General features: G+C 51.7%; 14 protein-coding genes and 1 tRNA gene. 11 read left to right on the forward strand and 4 right to left on the reverse strand.

What is annotated here, in order from left to right; translation table 11 throughout:
* Nucleotides 1-68: 68 nt before the first annotated feature.
* Entirely contained in the window at nucleotides 69-2,345 is a 2,277-nt protein-coding gene (locus IEY53_RS31510) for an FAD-dependent oxidoreductase (RefSeq protein ID WP_189031884.1), read from the reverse strand.
* Between the two features lie 134 nt (nucleotides 2,346-2,479).
* Between IEY53_RS31510 and IEY53_RS31515 the strand changes: the two genes are divergently transcribed.
* The 3 genes from IEY53_RS31515 (at nucleotide 2,480) to IEY53_RS31525 (ending at nucleotide 4,833) form a co-directional block, all read left to right on the forward strand.
* Nucleotides 2,480-3,247, forward strand: a complete 768-nt coding sequence (locus tag IEY53_RS31515) for a helix-turn-helix domain-containing protein (protein ID WP_189031887.1) — start codon at nucleotides 2,480-2,482, stop codon at nucleotides 3,245-3,247.
* Between the two features lie 324 nt (nucleotides 3,248-3,571).
* Complete coding sequence (locus IEY53_RS31520; RefSeq protein WP_189031889.1) at nucleotides 3,572-3,916, forward strand: PadR family transcriptional regulator; 345 nt, start codon at nucleotides 3,572-3,574, stop codon at nucleotides 3,914-3,916.
* A complete protein-coding gene (locus IEY53_RS31525; protein WP_189031891.1) occupies nucleotides 3,913-4,833 on the forward strand; it encodes a permease prefix domain 1-containing protein in 921 nt (306 codons plus the stop codon). Before IEY53_RS31520 ends, IEY53_RS31525 begins: the two co-directional genes overlap by 4 nt.
* A 20-nt stretch (nucleotides 4,834-4,853) precedes the next feature.
* On the opposite strand, the gene IEY53_RS31530 is transcribed toward IEY53_RS31525, so the two are convergent.
* Complete coding sequence (locus IEY53_RS31530; protein ID WP_189031893.1) at nucleotides 4,854-5,321, reverse strand: NUDIX hydrolase; 468 nt, start codon at nucleotides 5,319-5,321, stop codon at nucleotides 4,854-4,856.
* Between the two features lie 413 nt (nucleotides 5,322-5,734).
* Nucleotides 5,735-7,450: an ABC transporter ATP-binding protein gene (locus IEY53_RS31535; RefSeq protein ID WP_189031895.1), complete on the reverse strand. Its 1,716-nt coding sequence runs from the start codon at nucleotides 7,448-7,450 to the stop codon at nucleotides 5,735-5,737.
* Nucleotides 7,451-7,641: 191 nt separating this feature from the next.
* Here IEY53_RS31535 and IEY53_RS31540 point away from each other — a divergent pair, with 191 nt between their 5' ends.
* The 3 genes from IEY53_RS31540 to IEY53_RS31550 all read left to right on the forward strand — a co-directional run bounded on the left by IEY53_RS31540 (nucleotide 7,642) and on the right by IEY53_RS31550 (nucleotide 9,703).
* On the forward strand, nucleotides 7,642-7,743 hold the full coding sequence (locus IEY53_RS31540; protein ID WP_189031897.1) for a sporulation protein YjcZ: 102 nt from the start codon (nucleotides 7,642-7,644) through the stop codon (nucleotides 7,741-7,743).
* A 124-nt stretch (nucleotides 7,744-7,867) separates the two neighbouring features.
* Nucleotides 7,868-8,200 carry a YolD-like family protein gene (locus tag IEY53_RS31545; protein WP_189031899.1) on the forward strand — a complete coding sequence of 111 codons (333 nt, stop codon included), beginning with the start codon at nucleotides 7,868-7,870 and terminating at the stop codon, nucleotides 8,198-8,200.
* Between the two features lie 261 nt (nucleotides 8,201-8,461).
* The gene (locus tag IEY53_RS31550; protein WP_189031901.1) at nucleotides 8,462-9,703 is read left to right on the forward strand and encodes a CynX/NimT family MFS transporter; all 1,242 of its coding nucleotides are present in this window, start codon (nucleotides 8,462-8,464) and stop codon (nucleotides 9,701-9,703) included.
* A 102-nt stretch (nucleotides 9,704-9,805) separates the two neighbouring features.
* Here the strand turns inward: IEY53_RS31550 and IEY53_RS31555 are convergent, their stop codons facing one another.
* On the reverse strand, nucleotides 9,806-10,564 hold the full coding sequence (locus IEY53_RS31555) for a class I SAM-dependent methyltransferase (RefSeq protein ID WP_189031902.1): 759 nt from the start codon (nucleotides 10,562-10,564) through the stop codon (nucleotides 9,806-9,808).
* 204 nt (nucleotides 10,565-10,768) lie between these two features.
* Here IEY53_RS31555 and IEY53_RS31560 point away from each other — a divergent pair.
* From IEY53_RS31560 to IEY53_RS31580, 5 genes are all read left to right on the forward strand, one after another.
* Nucleotides 10,769-10,852 (forward strand) — tRNA-Leu (locus IEY53_RS31560).
* A gap of 272 nt (nucleotides 10,853-11,124) precedes the next feature.
* Entirely contained in the window at nucleotides 11,125-12,024 is a 900-nt protein-coding gene (locus IEY53_RS31565; RefSeq protein ID WP_189031903.1) for a GNAT family N-acetyltransferase, read from the forward strand.
* Nucleotides 12,025-12,595: 571 nt separating this feature from the next.
* Nucleotides 12,596-14,296, forward strand: a complete 1,701-nt coding sequence (locus tag IEY53_RS31570; RefSeq protein ID WP_189031904.1) for a spore germination protein — start codon at nucleotides 12,596-12,598, stop codon at nucleotides 14,294-14,296.
* Between the two features lie 36 nt (nucleotides 14,297-14,332).
* On the forward strand, nucleotides 14,333-15,436 hold the full coding sequence (locus IEY53_RS31575) for a GerAB/ArcD/ProY family transporter (protein ID WP_189031905.1): 1,104 nt from the start codon (nucleotides 14,333-14,335) through the stop codon (nucleotides 15,434-15,436).
* Nucleotides 15,429-16,628 (forward strand): Ger(x)C family spore germination protein, encoded by a 1,200-nt coding sequence (locus tag IEY53_RS31580; RefSeq protein ID WP_268240833.1) that lies wholly within the window; start codon nucleotides 15,429-15,431, stop codon nucleotides 16,626-16,628. Before IEY53_RS31575 ends, IEY53_RS31580 begins: the two co-directional genes overlap by 8 nt.
* Nucleotides 16,629-16,639: the final 11 nt, after the last annotated feature.

Consider the following 16,639-nt stretch of genomic DNA (forward strand, 5'->3'; position numbering starts at 1 on the left):
CCCCATTTGACTCTATACGGAGAGCTTAAAGGTAAAATTATTCGCGGTCAAGGTACTAGTTACTTGTGTCAGCTTCGGCCCATCGAAGCCGCTTCGGCATACGCCCGTACCTCAAGCACCTCCGCATAACGGCTGCCGTTGGTGGCTTCGATCCATATTCTCACCGCCAGCGCCTGCACGGGAGTGTCCAGACGATGAACGTTTTTGCGCCTGCGGTTACCGGCCACATGGGCAATCTCGCTCCATACGCCTTCGGTGCCGAGGACTTCGACCCGGTAATCCCGCACAAGCTCAGGCAGAATGCGGAAAGGAGTACGGTGATGATGCAGGTTGACCAGATCCTCATTCACATCATCGTTGAAGGTGAAGTGGATCTCGGCCAGGGTCTGCGGCTGCTCCCACTCCAGCTGCAGCCATTCCGGGCGGCCATCTTCGATCAGCTCCGAGCTCCACTGCTGCGGTCCGCCGAAGGGGCGGTGGTAGCCGTTGACGGTTTTATCCGCCTCATAAGCGGCGGTAGGCGCCAGGGTCCGGCAGCAGAAGGGCCGGCGGGTAAAGCCCTGCATCTGCCATAGCACTACCGGCTGATCCGGCGAGTGGTCTTCGAGTTCCTTCGAGACATGGGACTCTTCGGTTTTGAAAAAGATCAGCACGCCACTATGTGCTTCCACAGCATGATAGAGCGTAAGCGCGGCGTTTGCTTTAATGATGATAAAAGCATTCTGCGGCTCAGCCGGCCGCCACATAAGCGGAAGGGTTACCCATTGCGCCTCTCCCTTGGCCAGTTGGACCGTTGCCGCTGACTGAAGCGTCTTTGGGACATAATTCTCCTTGCGGCCCGTGTCCCACAGCTCTACCGTAATTTCGGTATCGCCGGCAACATCCAGCAGCAGCTCAAGTCCGTCCAGTGCCGGATCAACGGGCAGCAGCAGGGCAACATCAGCTTCAAGTGGATGTGAATCACCCGGCTGAGTGATAGAGATGCCAGTGAGTGTGCTGGAGGCCGTTACCCTGGCGCTCCGGGCCAGATCGCCGGCATCGCTGCTGCGCAGGCCGATGATGGAGGCATCCTGCCGCAGCAGGGTCTGCTGCAGCTCTTCCAGATGGCCGGCGTGCAGCTCGCGCGGCGGGATACCTTTGGCCGCGCACAGGGCTGCGCCGGTTCCGGCCGCTTCGCCAATTACCGCACAGGTGGCCATCACGCGGGTTGTGCCAAAAGCGACATGCGAGGCACTGATATCCCGCCCGGCCATCAGCATATTCCGCACATTGACGGAATACAGCGAGCGGAACGGGATGTGGTACACGCCGTCGGCATGCAGATGCTTGGAGCCGCTCGCTTCTGCGTACATGCCCTGCGGCGGATGCAGGTCGATCGACCAACCGCCAAAAGCCACAGCATCCGGGAATTCACGCTGGCTGATAATATCGTTCTGGTTCAGTACATAGTCTCCGGTGAAACGGCGGTACTCCCGTTTGCCAGGCAGGGAGCCGATCCATTCCAGTGTCATATTGTCCGCATCGAACTTGCCGGAGTTTTTAATGTAATCCCAAATGCCATAGATCACCGACCACAGCTCATCGCGAATCAGCTCGTTGTCATGCACCGTGTCATGTTCTCCGCCCCATTCAATCCACCAGTAATGGCAGCCGGAATCTCCGCTTTTGATGACCCGGCGGAGCGGTATGGAGGTCTGGGAGATATCCTTGGCAAAGGAAGGCGGTACATAACTTACCGGCATACCGGCATCTTTGGTGTAAAAAAGGAGGGTGCTGCCGAGCGTAATATTGTCGGCTATCTCCGGTGCCCATTCCTCCCCGTATTCGCTGCGGGCTTCACGGCCCAGCGCGAACCTGGCTCCGGCAAGAAAGCCGATCAGCCCGTCCCCGGTACAGTCCAGATAGACGGGGCTCTCAAAGCGGATACGTCGTTCGGAGCCCATCATCCAGCCGGTGACAGCGGTGATGATCCGGTCGGATTCGTCCCCTACGGCTTCAACCTCATGGACATCCGTGTTCAGATAAAGGGTGATATTGGTTTCGGCCTTGACCGCCTCCAGCATGACCAAATCCCAAATATAAGGATTGCCTTCGGGATTGCGGTATTGATTCTCCAGGAATAATTCGCCCATAATACCGGTCTCCCGGGCATAACGGTTAATTCCGTGTGCGGTTGCCCCGCAGACCCAGACCCGCACCTCGCTGCTGGAGTTTCCGCCGAGTACCGGCCGGTTCTGCACGAGTGCGACCTGCTGCCCCAGTCTGGCTGCAGCTATGGCTGCACAGATTCCGGCCAGGCCCCCGCCGATTACGGTGATGTCTTTGGATACAGTTTCCTGTCTCATGTCTAAGCACCTCTCAGGTTGGAATTGAAGTTAACATATCTATAATTTCATCATAAGGAAGTGTGTTTACTTTTCAAATGCACTATATTATCATCATGCATATACTTTATTTCATTTCGAGAGGGAATTACTCCATGGAACTGCTGAACCACATTTACTGGAAGCGCAAGGGAAAGTTCGATCTGCCGGAGGATCTGTATAACTCTTGGGTAGCTTTTGCTGTCGAGGAAGGGGTGTTCCGGTATGAGATCGGCGCATACTCAGGCAGCGCGGGGTTTGCCGACCTGGTGTTGTGTCCCCCTGGCGTTCCTTTCCGCAGAGAGACGGTTACCCCGCTGACATTTCATTATCTACAGTTTGCTGCGAGCCCCGCGGAGGCCTCGAACCTGCTGCCTCCGGCAGGCAAATCGCTTATCAATGATACTAAGCGGCTGGCCTCAACCTATGCTTACTTGCGCCAGACGAGCGAGGAGCATGACGCTGCCACCCAGGGCTGGAAGACACATTTGGTTCTGGATTTATGGCATCTGTATCAGCTGGAATGCAGGCAGAACCGGCTGCAGGAACGGAAATTCACGGAAGACGCCCTGATGGCCGAAGCCGCAGTCCTGCTGGAGGAGCAGGCTGGTGAAGCCATCAGTCTTCAGCTGTTGGCCGACCGGCTGGCCCTAAGTCCGGTCCAGCTGACACGGCGGTTCCAGGCGGCATTCCGGGAGACACCTTCCGGTTATCTGAAAGCTGTCCGTCTGAAAAAAGCGCGGGAGCTGCTGGCCGACAGCCCTTTGACTCTCTCCCAAATCGCCGAGAGATGCGGATATGAGAATGGTTTTTATCTAAGCCGTGTCTTCTCCAGGGCAATGGGCATGAGTCCATCCGAATACCGGAGGCGGCACCGGGTGTGAGCACACATTAGAGCCTGCTGGGAGAAGGACTGCGAAACTGCAGTAACAAGTAAGTGGAGAAATTAGGTCTACAAGCAACTTAGGTTGTGTTGTTGTACGATATGACTAAATATGTTACTATTTACCATATGTAGCTTTTGACTATCCGGATGTCCTCCCCCTGCATCCCTATAGTTGATGGCTCTATTTTTTTATGGACAACAGCAGAACAAAGGCGCCTTTCTGCTTGGAAAAAGAGAGGCTACAGACATAACACTTGTTTTGAATGGGATTATATAATATGATGTACTCAATAACGCGAAGTACTTAAGAGGGGGGACAGCATTGGAATTTGGGAAAGAGCTGCTCAAGGGCTATATTGATATCATTTTGCTCAGCTTGCTTCAGGACCGGCCCATGTATGGCTACGAGATCGCCAAGGCTGTGCGCGAAGCAAGCGGCGGTGCTTTTGATATGAAGGAGGCGACCCTGTACATGGCGCTCAAACGGCTGGAGAAGCAGGGCGCACTCGAAGCCTTTTGGGGCGGGGATACTGAGCTTAGCGGAGGTGGACGGAGAAAGTACTACCGCCTGCTTGCGCAAGGCGAGCAACAGCTGCAAGGCAGCCGGGAAGGCTGGAGCCTGTTTCGAAATCTGATGGATTCTTTGCTGGGAGGGGATAAAGCATGACGGAAATTAAACTCAGCTCTGCGTCCCGCGCACGAATGGCGGAATACGTGGATAAGCTGTGCAGACAGATGAACGAACCGCAGGATCAGGTGGAGGATTTCCGTGAGGAGATGACGGCTAATCTGACTTCGGCGGTGGTTGAGGAGATGCGGCAGGGGATGCCCGAAGATGAGGCTGTAACCGTGGCTCTGCTACAGTTTGGTGAACTGAAGGAGGTGAAGCGGGAATTGGTGCGCATTTATAAGATCAGAAGAACCTTTGCCTCCGGCATCCTGAAAAGTGCTCTCCTGCTGCTGCTGCTCAGTGCGGTTTCGCTTGGCCTTATTATCGGAATGTGGAATGAACGGGCTACTGACAAATATGTAAAAGATGTTTATCAAATGGTCCAGGCGGAAGCCGGCGTCCCAGGAACCACAGCGCTATCGGAACCCATGCGAAAAAAACTTAAAGATTGGGTGGACCATACCTGGGGTGTAAAAGGGGTCCTTATCGAATCATCGTTCAGGAATTCGGAGCAAAAAGTGGACATGTTCACCTATACCAAAACTCAGTCTGCCGAAGGTTGGCTGAATTATGCAAGCGGGGTAGGAGAGGTGTTACCTGAACGCGAGGGTTTTTTGGTAAGAACCACAATTTCCACCAAAGGATACCCTTCAGGTGGGGATAATCCCTCAGAGTATCCGTTTGTGGTCCACGTAGCCATGTCTTATTTTAACTACACCTTCTTTTACAGTTTGGGACTGTTCATGCTAGGCGGATATTTCCTGCTCTTTGCGGTATGGGCGGGGATGAGGGCTTACGATGAAGGCCGGGGAAATGTAGCCTGGGTCCTGCTGTTCCTGGTCACCAATGTACTGGGCTATGGATTGTATGTGCTGTTCCGCCGCTGGGAGAGACCGGTGTTGCTAATATCCTGATCTGCAAGCTTGCTCTCCGATTATGGAGGGCAAGCTTTAAATTTATTTAGCTGCAAAAAGGCCTGGATCACAGGCCGATCTGGAGGACTCAGTTCCCCGGGAATCTCCCCATAACTCCAAAAACGCAAATCCTGCACCTCATCACCGTCCACAGTAAGCGTTCCTTCATATTCTGTACATAAGTAGGCACACACTATATTATAGACCTCATCGCCATTCGGATATTTGTAGTACAGCTCTTCACCGGAAAAGACTTCAAACAGTTTAAGTCTCTTCGCCGCTAACCCGGTCTCTTCAAGCAATTCCCGTGCTGCGGTATCCGTTGCACTCTCTCCGGGTTCCATGGAACCGCCGGGCAATCCCCAGCAGCCATTATCTGTTCTGCGCTGGAGGAGCAGACGCCCATCATTGCTCAAAAGAACGCAGGCTCCCGCCATGAGCAGCGGCCTTGAACCTACCAGCTTTCTAAGCTCCATAATATAACCCATAAGGAACACCTCCCCTTAAAAAAGAATATCTTATTTGCCCAATTATACCCTTTGATGTTGTATTTGCCCATCCTGCCGTCCAATAGAATAAAACTGAGCATGCCCTGACCTACCCGGACGACAAGAAGCCTCCTGCCAACCGGGATGTCCGGTAGCAGAAGGCTTGTTGTTGTCCCGCCGGAGCTGGATGAAAGGCAAAAATGCCTTAGAATCCGGCAGAATGCCCCGCCGGAGCTGGATGAAAGGCAAAAATGCCTTAGAATCAGGCGTAATGCCCCGCCGGAGCCGAATGAAAGGCAAAAATGCCTCAGAATCCGGCGCAACACCCCGCCGGAGCCGAATGAAAGGCAAAAATGCCTTTCATTCCTGGCCCCACGCCCCGCCTCAACCCCGGCGGCTGCCAGGCCGTCAGGCTAGGCGTTGTACTGTGCCTGGTACAGCCGGCTGTAAGTGCCGCCGGCGTTTACAAGTTCCTCGTGGCGGCCTTCTTCCGAGATGCCGTCTTGATTCACGACGATGATCCGGTCGGCGTTTTTGATTGTCGTCAGGCGATGGGCAATCACCAGGGTGGTCCGGCCGACGGACAAGTCGGCCAGCGACTGCTGGATGGCGGCTTCCGTCTCGGTATCCAGTGCGGAGGTTGCTTCGTCGAGTATAAGAATCGGCGGATTCTTCAGGAACATGCGGGCAATGGCAAGCCGCTGCTTTTGACCGCCGGACAGCTTCACGCCGCGTTCCCCGATCACCGTCTCCATGCCTTCCGGCAGACTCTGGATCAGCTCCTCCAGGTGGGCGCGGCGGGCTGCCTCCCAGATCTCGGGCAATTCTGCGTTCAGTTTGCCGTAAGCGATGTTCTCGCGGATGGTGCCGGAGAACAGAAAAACATCCTGCTGCACAATACCGATCTGTCCCCGCAGCGATTGAAGCTTCAAGTCGCGGATGTCCACGCCGTCAATGGTGATGGCCCCGCCGGTCACATCATAAAAGCGGGGCAGCAGGCTACAAATGGTGGTTTTGCCCGCACCGGATGGACCCACAAAAGCAATGGTCTCCCCGGCCTGGACCTGCAGGCTGATTTCTTTCAGCACCGGACGGCTTTGTTCATAGCCAAAGGAGACGTTCCGGAAAACGATGTCGCCGCGCAGTGATTGCATGTCCACCGCATCAGGCTTGTCGCTGATATCCGGTTCCGTGTCGATAATTTCCAGGTACCGCCGGAAGCCGGCAATGCCTTTGGGATAACTTTCGATCACGGCGTTGATTTTCTCGATCGGACGGAAAAAAATGTTCGAAAGCAGAATGAAAGCGACAAATTCGCCGATCTGCAGCTCCCCCTGGATGAAGAACCAGGCTCCGCTGATCATGACCAGGATCGTAATCAGACGGGTCATCATATAGCTGACCGACAAGCTTTTGGCCATTATTTTATAAGCGTGCAGTTTCGTCCGGCGGAACATCTGGTTGTCGACAGCGAACAGCTCTTGTTCATGTTTCTCGTTGGCAAAAGATTGCACCACACGGATACCGCCGACATTGTCTTCGATCCGGGCGTTGAAATTCCCTACGTTGCCGAACAGCTTACGGTAGGTTGTGGTCATGTTGCGTCCAAAATAAATGATGACCCAGGCCATAATCGGCACTATGACAAAGGTGATGATCGCCAGCTTCAGATTGATATCGGCCATGAGGATAAAGGCGCCGACCAGCGTCATAATGGCGATGAAGACATCCTCGGGCCCGTGGTGCGCCACCTCGCCGATATCGTTCAGGTCATTGGTGATCCGGCCGATCAGATGGCCGGTTTTGTTGTTGTCGAAGAAGCGGAAGGACAGCTTCTGGATGTGATCGAACATTTTTTTGCGCATATCTGTCTCGATATTGATTCCGAGCATATGGCCCCAGTAAGTGACGATATATTGCATTACTGTATTTAGGGCATAAATGGCCAGCAGCGCCACACAGGCAATCAGGATGAGCGGCCAGTCCTGGCCCGGCAGCAGTTCATCTATAAATTTGTTGACGGCTACGGGGAAAGCGAGCTCAAGCAGTCCCGCACCGACCGCACAGGTAAAGTCCAGAATGAACAGTTTCTTATATGGACGATAGTAGGCAAAAAACCGACGTAACATTTGTATTCACTCTCTTCCGTAAGATTATGTAAAAGTCCCGATTGAGATTAATTCTCAAACAAGTCTTCATTATATGGATACTAAAGATAGACAATGGATTTGTCAATGAATGTTATTGCCGTAACACCCAGACACGGGGAGCGTTTTGGTCATAAGCTAAGTTGTACTCAATTGCAAAGGAGGAATACGTTATGGGCGAAGCTGTTGGAGGATACGGCGCATTTACATCTACAGGTGCCATTCTGGTTCTGTTCATCCTGCTGGTTATCATCACTAAATCTCTCTGGGTCTGATTTCCCCACCCTTTCGCGTGGAATATCCGCCAGTCTGCAAAGACCGGCGGATATTTTTTACATTAGTAAAAGAACATATGTTCGGATATAATACAATCACAGTACGCACGGGAGGTCAGACATCATGAGAAAGAAACTGGAAGGCAACGGGCTTTGGGAGAGCAGCCGGATGATGCTGGTGGAGCATAAGCAACGGATATTGGAGGATGTACGTTGTGCCCTGTTACAGACAAAGCCCGACTTGGACCCGCAGGAACAGGAGGAGTTTGAACGGATGCTTGCCAGATCTATGGAAGAGCATAGTGCCATTACGGTGACGTTGTTTGATCCGCAGAAGAATAGACAATACCGGGGAATTGTGATGAAGGTGGACCGTCAGTTGCGGAGAATTAAATTCAGATGGTCTGAAGACGATTGGGACTGGATAAACCTGGATGAGATTGTGAGTGTTACATAACAGGAAGGCCGCGTCCGGACCCGCCTGTCTTAATTGAGGCAGGGAGGTGATAGCCCTGAGAAAACTTGCTTATGCTGCAGAATCCTCGTTCTTTTGGTTTACATCCTTTGTTGTATGGGCAGTCAGTTTCCTGTACATTTACCAAGGGGATATCCATTTGGTTGTGATATAGCAAATGCCGCAAGGCAGCCTATTTCAATCTCTCAATCCATTTCCCCTGGGATCTGCCCATACATTATACTCACCCCGGAGGAAGTACTGATGAGAACAAGTCAACTTGAACCAAATATCGTTGAATCAAGGGGAGCCGGCTCTCCCTCTAACCGATGGCTTCTGGTGCTCGGTATTATATTTGTAGCGGCCGCGCTTCGGGCGCCTTTTACTTCAGTGGGACCGCTGCTGGAGACAATCCGCGATGACCTTGGGCTTAGCAATACAATGGCGGGAGCCATCACCACCTTGCCGTTGCTGGCTTTTGCACTCGTGTCTCCATTCGCGCCCAAGCTGGCGCGCCGTATGGGGCTCGGAAATGTGCTGTTGCTCGCGATGCTGATGCTGGCTATGGGCATTCTTGTCCGTTCGGCGTCGGGTACGGGGCTGCTGTTCACGGGTACGGCGATTCTGGGCCTTTCCATTGCGCTTTGCAATGTGCTTTTGCCAGGGCTGATTAAAGGTAAGTTTCCTCAGCAGATCGGTCTAATGACCGGAGTGTATACCGTTTCAATGAATTTATGCGCCGCCATAGCTTCAGGCATCAGCGTTCCGCTCGCAAGTAGGTCCGGCTTAGGCTGGCGGGGGACACTGGCTTTATGGTTCATTATTGCCGCACTGGCGACATTATTCTGGATTCCGCAACTGCGCCAACTGGGTCCGGGCAGCGGAGCCAAAACTGCATATTCCCCGGGGAATATGTGGCGCTCAGGACTGGCTTGGCAGGTCACACTGTTTATGGGGCTGCAGTCGCTGATTTATTATGTGCTGATTGCCTGGTTCTCCGTAATCCTGAGTGGGCGGGGGATGTCCTCGGGCCACTCAGGATGGATTCTGTCACTGATGCAGCTGGCTCAGCTGCCGGTTATGTTCTTTGTGCCCATGTGGGCGGGGCGGATGAAGAATCAACGGATGCTGGTAATGATCATGTTTGTGCTGTTTATGCTTGGGATCGGGGGGATCTGGCTGGGCAGTACAGCCTGGATGGCCGTATGGGCGGTTTGCATCGGGGTTGCCGGCGGCTTTGCTTTTGGCCTGGCGATGATGTTCTTCAGTCTGCGCACCCGGACCAGCCAGGAAGCGGCCGAACTGTCCGGAATGGCACAGTCTGTAGGTTATTTGCTCGCGGCGACTGGCCCTGCACTGTTCGGATGGCTTCATGATGCGGCCGGCAGCTGGACGATGCCGCTGATTCTGCTGCTGGCTGCAAGCACCCTGCTGCTCGTCGTTGGACTTGGTGCGGCTGGAGACAGGCTTGTGGGAAGTGGTCAGAGCGGAGGCGGGACAAGATAAACGCTTGAACTAAAAAGACAGGGCAGGGTGGCAGGACACCGCTGCACTGTCTTTTTTGAATGTTCTACATTCCGGGCCGGATGATCCTCATCAAGACCGTCATTACCGCTTAAACGCCATCACCCGGATCCTCCGGTAGTCCATCACCCAGTGGTCTTTATGGTATAGTGCAGGCTGCAGTTCCTGCTCCATATGCTGGAGAACTGCTTCACGCTCCGCAGGATGAAGTACAGACAACACACCATTGGCAAAAGTGTCCAGCCAGCGCCGGAGGCCTTGTTCCCCGCCTGCAAGCGGTGTCGGACGGTCGAAGCAGTGGACCAGGTCTACGGTCAGACCCTTCCGCTCCAGCAGAGTCGCATATTGTCCGGCGCTGGGGAAATACCAGGGCAAGTGCAGCTTGCCGCTGGCGCCAACAGCGGCGAGGGCCCCCGGCAACCCGGCGACGACCGAGGCGATATTGCCGAGCGCACCGAATTCGGCGACGAAACGTCCGCCCTTCCGCAGGCTGGCCGTGATTGAAGCGGCTGCTCCATCAGCATCCAACAGCCAGTGCAGCGCAGCGTTGCTGAATACTGCGTCGGCAGGTTTTTCCCCCGTATAAGATTGACCATCCGCCAGGATAAAGCTAAGCCCGGGATGCTTGAGCTGTGCGCTTTGGATCATCTCGGCGGAAGCATCAATCCCGGTTACCACTGCACCGTATTGGGCAATAGCAGCTGCCAGGTCTCCGGTTCCACAACCCCAGTCAATGATCCGCTCTCCCGGCCGGGGCTTGAGCAGCCCAATCAAAGACTCTCCAAACTGGGATACAAACGCCATATCTGTATCGTAGGTACTCGTATTCCATTGCTGGTTCATACTTATCGCGCCCTTTCATAAGTCTCGCAGTTCGTTACCTTCTCACTTGTTGTACCATGACAGACGCTTATAAGTGAAATATATGAAACGAATAGAGCTGATTGATTATTCCTATAAGTTAAGCTTACGCAAGAAACACTTGCATATTCCCCTGGAATAGAGTATATTCTTAATTACGGTGATTGAATCACTAATACATAATATGCGGTCGTGGCGGAATTGGCAGACGCGCACGGTTCAGGTCCGTGTGGTAGCAATATCGTGGAGGTTCGAGTCCTCTCGACCGCATCATAGCCAACATTAACAGGTTCGTTAATTGCTCTTGCAGCAGTTAGCGGACCTGTTTTTGTTTGCTGCAGAAGCTAATCCTGTTATGCAGAAAATGATTTCTAACTCCTCCGGATTCCTGTACAATCCTAGGTAATGAATCACGATTTTCTCGAAGATGGGAACAATCACAAATGGAATCATATCTTAACGTCTATATCACACTTGTCGCAACCTCAGGTGTACTTAACGGCGCATCCGGATAATGAGATGATAGAGAGGGGAGCATTCAGATGAGAGCAGATGTACTCGCTCCAGACCAAAAGGAAGACTTTCTGGCCTTCTGCAGGAAACACCGGGCCAAGCTGGATGACTCCTTTTTGGACGATGAGGCACTTCGGGCATTTGAACTGTCAGCGGAGAATCCAACCTGGATCATTCCTGACCTGCAAGGGGGAATTGCGGCAGCAGCCTCGCTGATGCTGAATGATTACAGCCGCAGGGGACGGAAAGCGCGCTTCAGAATTTTTCATGCGGAGCCGGAGGATACAGCGTTGTACCAAAGTCTGCTGGAGGCTATGGTCAGACAGACAAGAGACCTGGACCAATTGAATCTATTTGTTCCGCAGCGCAATCAGACGGCAATGAAGGTGATGACGGACATTGGATTTACGGTTGAACGGTACTCTTATGTACTTGTAAGAGAGGGGTTGCCGGTACCTGATTTCAGTTTGCCGGAGGGGGTTGAGATCAGGGCTTTCCGCCGGGGAGCAGACGAAGAGGCATGGTGTACGGTCAGAAATACGGGGTTTGCCCAGCTTAAGGGAAACGAGACGCCGGCCACACCGGACATGCTGGTGAAGCTGATCTCGGGCCCGGATTACATCGAAGGCGGGTTAATGATGCTTTACTTCCAGGGTGAACCGGTAGGTATTGTAAGGGGATCGGCGGATGAATATGATCAAGCGCCCATTATGAATATCGGTCCCCTGGCTATTTTGCCGGAATATCAAGGACTAGGGTTCGGGAAAATTCTGCTCAGGGCTGTACTGCGTTTTGCCCGGGAGAACTCCTATAAGAAGACTATACTATGTGTAAATGCGGAGAATGAACGTGCCCAAGGACTATATCTCGGTGAGGGCTTTAAGCAAGTGGAGGCTGCCGTCTGCTATGTATACAACCTGTCTTCATGACAAGAAGAACGTCCGGTCACGGACGTTCTTTATATTTTATACGCCCAGCATGGGCGTCATCTCTAGGGTGAAAGTCCCGGGCGGGGGCTTTCAAGCGCCTACCGTTATAGCCAAGAGGCCAAGAGCAAGGGTGTCCACCGTGAGGCGGAATCTGTCAAGAACAATGCCTTCCTGTCAGAACATATTACTTTTCTGTTCGTCATCGATCTGATCTTTGGCACGCTGCTGAATTCCGACAGCCGCTATATGAAGAAGAAGCTGAACAGCGATGCTGTGATTGAGAGCAGTCAATTCTGGAAGAACGAATATATCTGAGCATCCTGAATCAAATGGTTTGCTGGAGGCTTTGATTCGTGTGGTGAAGAATTGGCGGATATATTGGTAGTGGACCTCAAAGACAAAAGTCAGCCCTTATCGAACAGGAAATTTCTGTTTGAGGGCTGACTTTTTTTAGGCTGATTTTACAAGAATATTTAAGAATCATGACTGAATTTTCCGCTTTGATGGCAAACTTAAGGGGATGACACCAGAAGAAGGGGAAAATTCTCATGTGGGGTAGTGATGAAACAGAATGTGGTCTACCATAATATCTTACATCCCGAACTGGACCATTTTTATGCAGGCAGGAATCACTTTTGTGATCCCCATCGGAGTTTATCATATGTACAAATCCCTGTATTTCTATGTGGGAAGCGGCAAGCCGTCCGAGAACAACTCTGCTTCATCCCAAACTGCCGCGCCACCGGATAAGGAGAATGCTGCGGAACCCGAGCCCCAACAATTGAGGCCGGATGCGGTAATTACAGGGAATCTCGCTTATGACTTGAAGTTGATCAAGGCCGCAATCGGACAGAACAGCGACGTCAATTTCCGTGAGTTTGTGGTCAGGGGATTTCAGGCCCGGGCCGTGCTGATGTATGTAAATGGCATGCAGGATGAAGAGCAGATCAACAAGCAGGTGATGCAGCCCCTGATGATGATGGACAAGCAGGAAGGGCGGGGGGAACTGCTGCCTGACCGGTTATCTTGTGAATATGTAAAAGAGAACCTGCTTCCCCTTGCACAAATCAGTGAAGCGAAGGATATGAAGGATCTGCAGGAATCTGTATTGTTCGGGTATACAGCATTATTGATTGACGGAATGCCCCATGCCCTCTATGTCGGCTTGCCAAACGGTGCGAACCGGGCCATCACCGAGCCGACTTCGGAAGCATTGCTGCGGGGGCCGCGCCTAGGCTTCACAGAAGTGTTAAGCGAGAATACGTCTATGCTGCGGCGGCAAGGTCTGAACAAAAATCTGGAAATGAAGACCTATGAGGTCGGCAATCTCATGAAAAAAAAACTGGTGATTGCCTATATCAATAATATCGTGAATCAGGATTTGCTTCAGGATGTGACGGAAAGAATCTGCAAAATCGATATGGACTATATCGCCGAATCCGGGTATGTGGAGCAACTGATAGAAGACAACTATTTAAGCCCGTTTCAACAAACTCAGAACACAGAGCGGCCCGACCGGGTCATCAGTGCTTTGCTTGAAGGCAGAATAGCCATTTTGCTGGATGGAACACCGTTTGCCTTGATTGTGCCGGTGACCTTCAGCATGCTGCTTCAGTCGCCGGAGGATTACTATGAACGGTGGCTGCCCGGTTCACTGCTGCGTCTTATGCGGTTTGGTGCGTCCTTTATGGCGCTCATGGCACCGGCGCTCTACATCTCTTTTATTTCGTTCCATCCGGGACTGATTCCGACTGAACTGGCAATCAGCATTATTTTGACCCGTGCAGGCGTACCCTTTCCGTCAGTCATTGAAGTCATGATTCTGGAAATCTCGATTGAAATCCTGCGCGAGGCAGGGATCCGGTTACCGAAGCCGATTGGACCGGCGATGGGCATCGTAGGCGGTTTGATTATTGGCGATGCTGCGGTGCAGGCCGGGATCGTCAGTCCCTTTCTGGTTATTGTGGTTGCCGTTACAGCCATTTCCTCGTTCTCCATTCCCATGTACAGTGCGGGAATTACCTTGCGTATTTTGCGTTTCGCCGGAATGATTTTTGCTGCGGTTCTGGGAATGTTCGGAACGATCCTTTTTTTTCTGCTGATCTGTATCCATTTAACGAAATTAAAAAGCTTCGGGGTGCCTTATGTGACGCCTTTTTCGCCCATCCGGCTTGGTGACTGGAAGGATCTTTATCTTCGCGCCCCTCTTTCGCTGATGAGACGAAGACCGGAAATGCTGAAAACCCAAATCAAAAAGAGACGCGGTAAATAACTGCCTTAATTCAAGGCCGGAAAAAGGGGAGACCTTATGTTTAAGCGTACGGATGACAAGATAACTTCTGCTCAGGCTGCGATTTTTTTGACCAACACGGTGCTTGGCGCAGGAATATTGACGTTGCCCCGCGGGGTCACCGATGTCGTACGCACCCCCGATGCCTGGCTGTCCCTTCTGCTGGGCGGAGTCATTGTCATGCTCGTGCTTCTGATCATGGTGAAATTAAGCCAGCAATTCCCGGGCCACACCGTATACCAATACTCCCGAAGAATCGTCGGAACGGTCCCGGGGGCTTTTTTATCCCTGTTATTGATCGTTTACTTTATTATCATTGCCGGCTTCGAAATTCGCGTTTTGGCGGAAGTCGCTATGTTCTTTTTATTGGAGGGAACGCCGATTTGGGCCATTGTCATACCGTTTGTATGGACAGGAGCGTATTTGCTTTTTGGAGGGATCAACACCATTGCCAGAGTCTATCAAATTATCTTTCCAATCAGTTTATTCGTGCTTATCCTGTGTTACGCATTCAGCATAAAGCTGTTTGAACTGGATCATTTACGTCCCGTACTCAGTGAAGGACTTGTTCCGGTACTCAAAGGCCTCAAGTCTACGGTTCTAGTCTTTACCGGCTGTGAGGTGGCCATGACCCTGACGGCTTATCTGCAGCATCCCAAACAAGCAGTGAAAGCAATGTTTATGGGTATAGGCATTCCGCTGGTACTATATCTGTTGACCATAGTGATGGTAATCGGAGGGTTGTCACTCGATTCCGTGACGACAAGCACCTGGCCGACGATTGATCTCGTCCGCAGCTTTGAAATTCCGGGTTTTTTCTTTGAACGTTTGGAGTTTCCACTGCTGGTTATTTGGATGATGCAGATGTTCTGCAATTTCTGCAGCTTCTTTTTTAACGCCTCACTGGGAATATCCCAGGTGTTTAAATTGAGGTTCCATCCTGTCGTCTTTGCGCTAATCCCGGCTATCTTCATATCGGTAATGGTCCCCAAACGGATTAATGATGTCTTTGCCCTCGGCGACGCTATTGGGAGGATGGGGATCGGTTTGTTTTTTCTGGTGCCGGTACTGCTGTCGGTGGTGCTTATTATTAGAAAAAAGGGGCTGAAGCAAAGTGTATAGCTATCGAAAGGCCGCACATTTGCTGTTGTGCATTCTGATCATGAGCCAAACGGGGTGCTGGAGCAGCAAGGAAATTGAGGATTTGAGCATGTACACCGGACTGGCTTTGGATAAAGCGGAACTCAGTCCGGTGGAACAGGCTATGGAGGAAAAAGGGGAGACCTATCAGAAAAGGAACATAGTTACGGCAACAGTGCAGATTGTCCCTGAGAGGCCTAGTGGAAGCTCGGAAAAGGGCCAGTCCCAGTCCCAGCAGACTCCCAGATATCTGAATATTTCGGAGACCGGCGATTCTGTATTTGAGACCTTTCGCCAGTACAATATCCGCCGGGATCGGCCAATTATAGGGCATCATTTGAAAGTGATTGTAGTTTCCGCACAACTGGTAAAAGAGTGGAAAATGAGGCAGCTGATGGATTTTATACTGCGTGACAATGATATTCGTCCCAGCTGCATGGTCTTCTTAAGTGAGGAGAAGGCTTCGGATACACTAGTCACTAAATACAAAAATGAAATTCCTTCCTTTCACATTCTGGATATGCTAAGAAATCAATTTCGTTCGAGCAAGATTATGAAAGGTGTCAGTCTATCCGAACTGGATGCGCTTATGCATTCCAGAAGAAGCTTTATCCTGCAGAACATTGTCAAAGCCCGAGGCGAGGTGGCCTTTTCCGGTGCCGGGATTATAAAAGGAGAGACCAGCAACTGGATTGGGAAGCTCTCCCAAGAGGATGTGCTGAGTATTGCCTGGATCACGGGTGAGGTGAAGGGCGGGGCCCTCAAGGCATATGATAAACGCAATCAGTCTATCTCTTATGAGGTGAAATCACTCAAGAGCAAAATAAAAGCGGAAATCTCTCAAGGGGAGGTAGTCTCCTTTCATGTGGATATCAAATCGGAGGGGCGCTTAATTGAGAATTGGGACAGTGAAGAGAATCCTTCGGAGCTGAAGTATATGAAGGAGGCCGAAGAGCAGTTTGAAGGCAAGCTGAAAGACATGTTAAAAAGCAGCCTGGAAAAAATGCAATCCAAATATAAAGTGGAGGTTTCCGGCTTTGGAGACTGGCTTAGTATCGAAAAACCACATATCTGGAAAAAGGTAAAGGATAACTGGGATGAAACGTTCAGTCATATACCGGTTACTTTTGATGCTAAATTTACCATCACAGACTTCGGTTCATCGACAGAATGACCCCAGTCCCG

This window comes from Paenibacillus albidus (assembly GCF_014644435.1).
GTDB classification, from domain to species: Bacteria; Bacillota; Bacilli; order Paenibacillales; family Paenibacillaceae; genus Paenibacillus_AQ; species Paenibacillus_AQ albidus.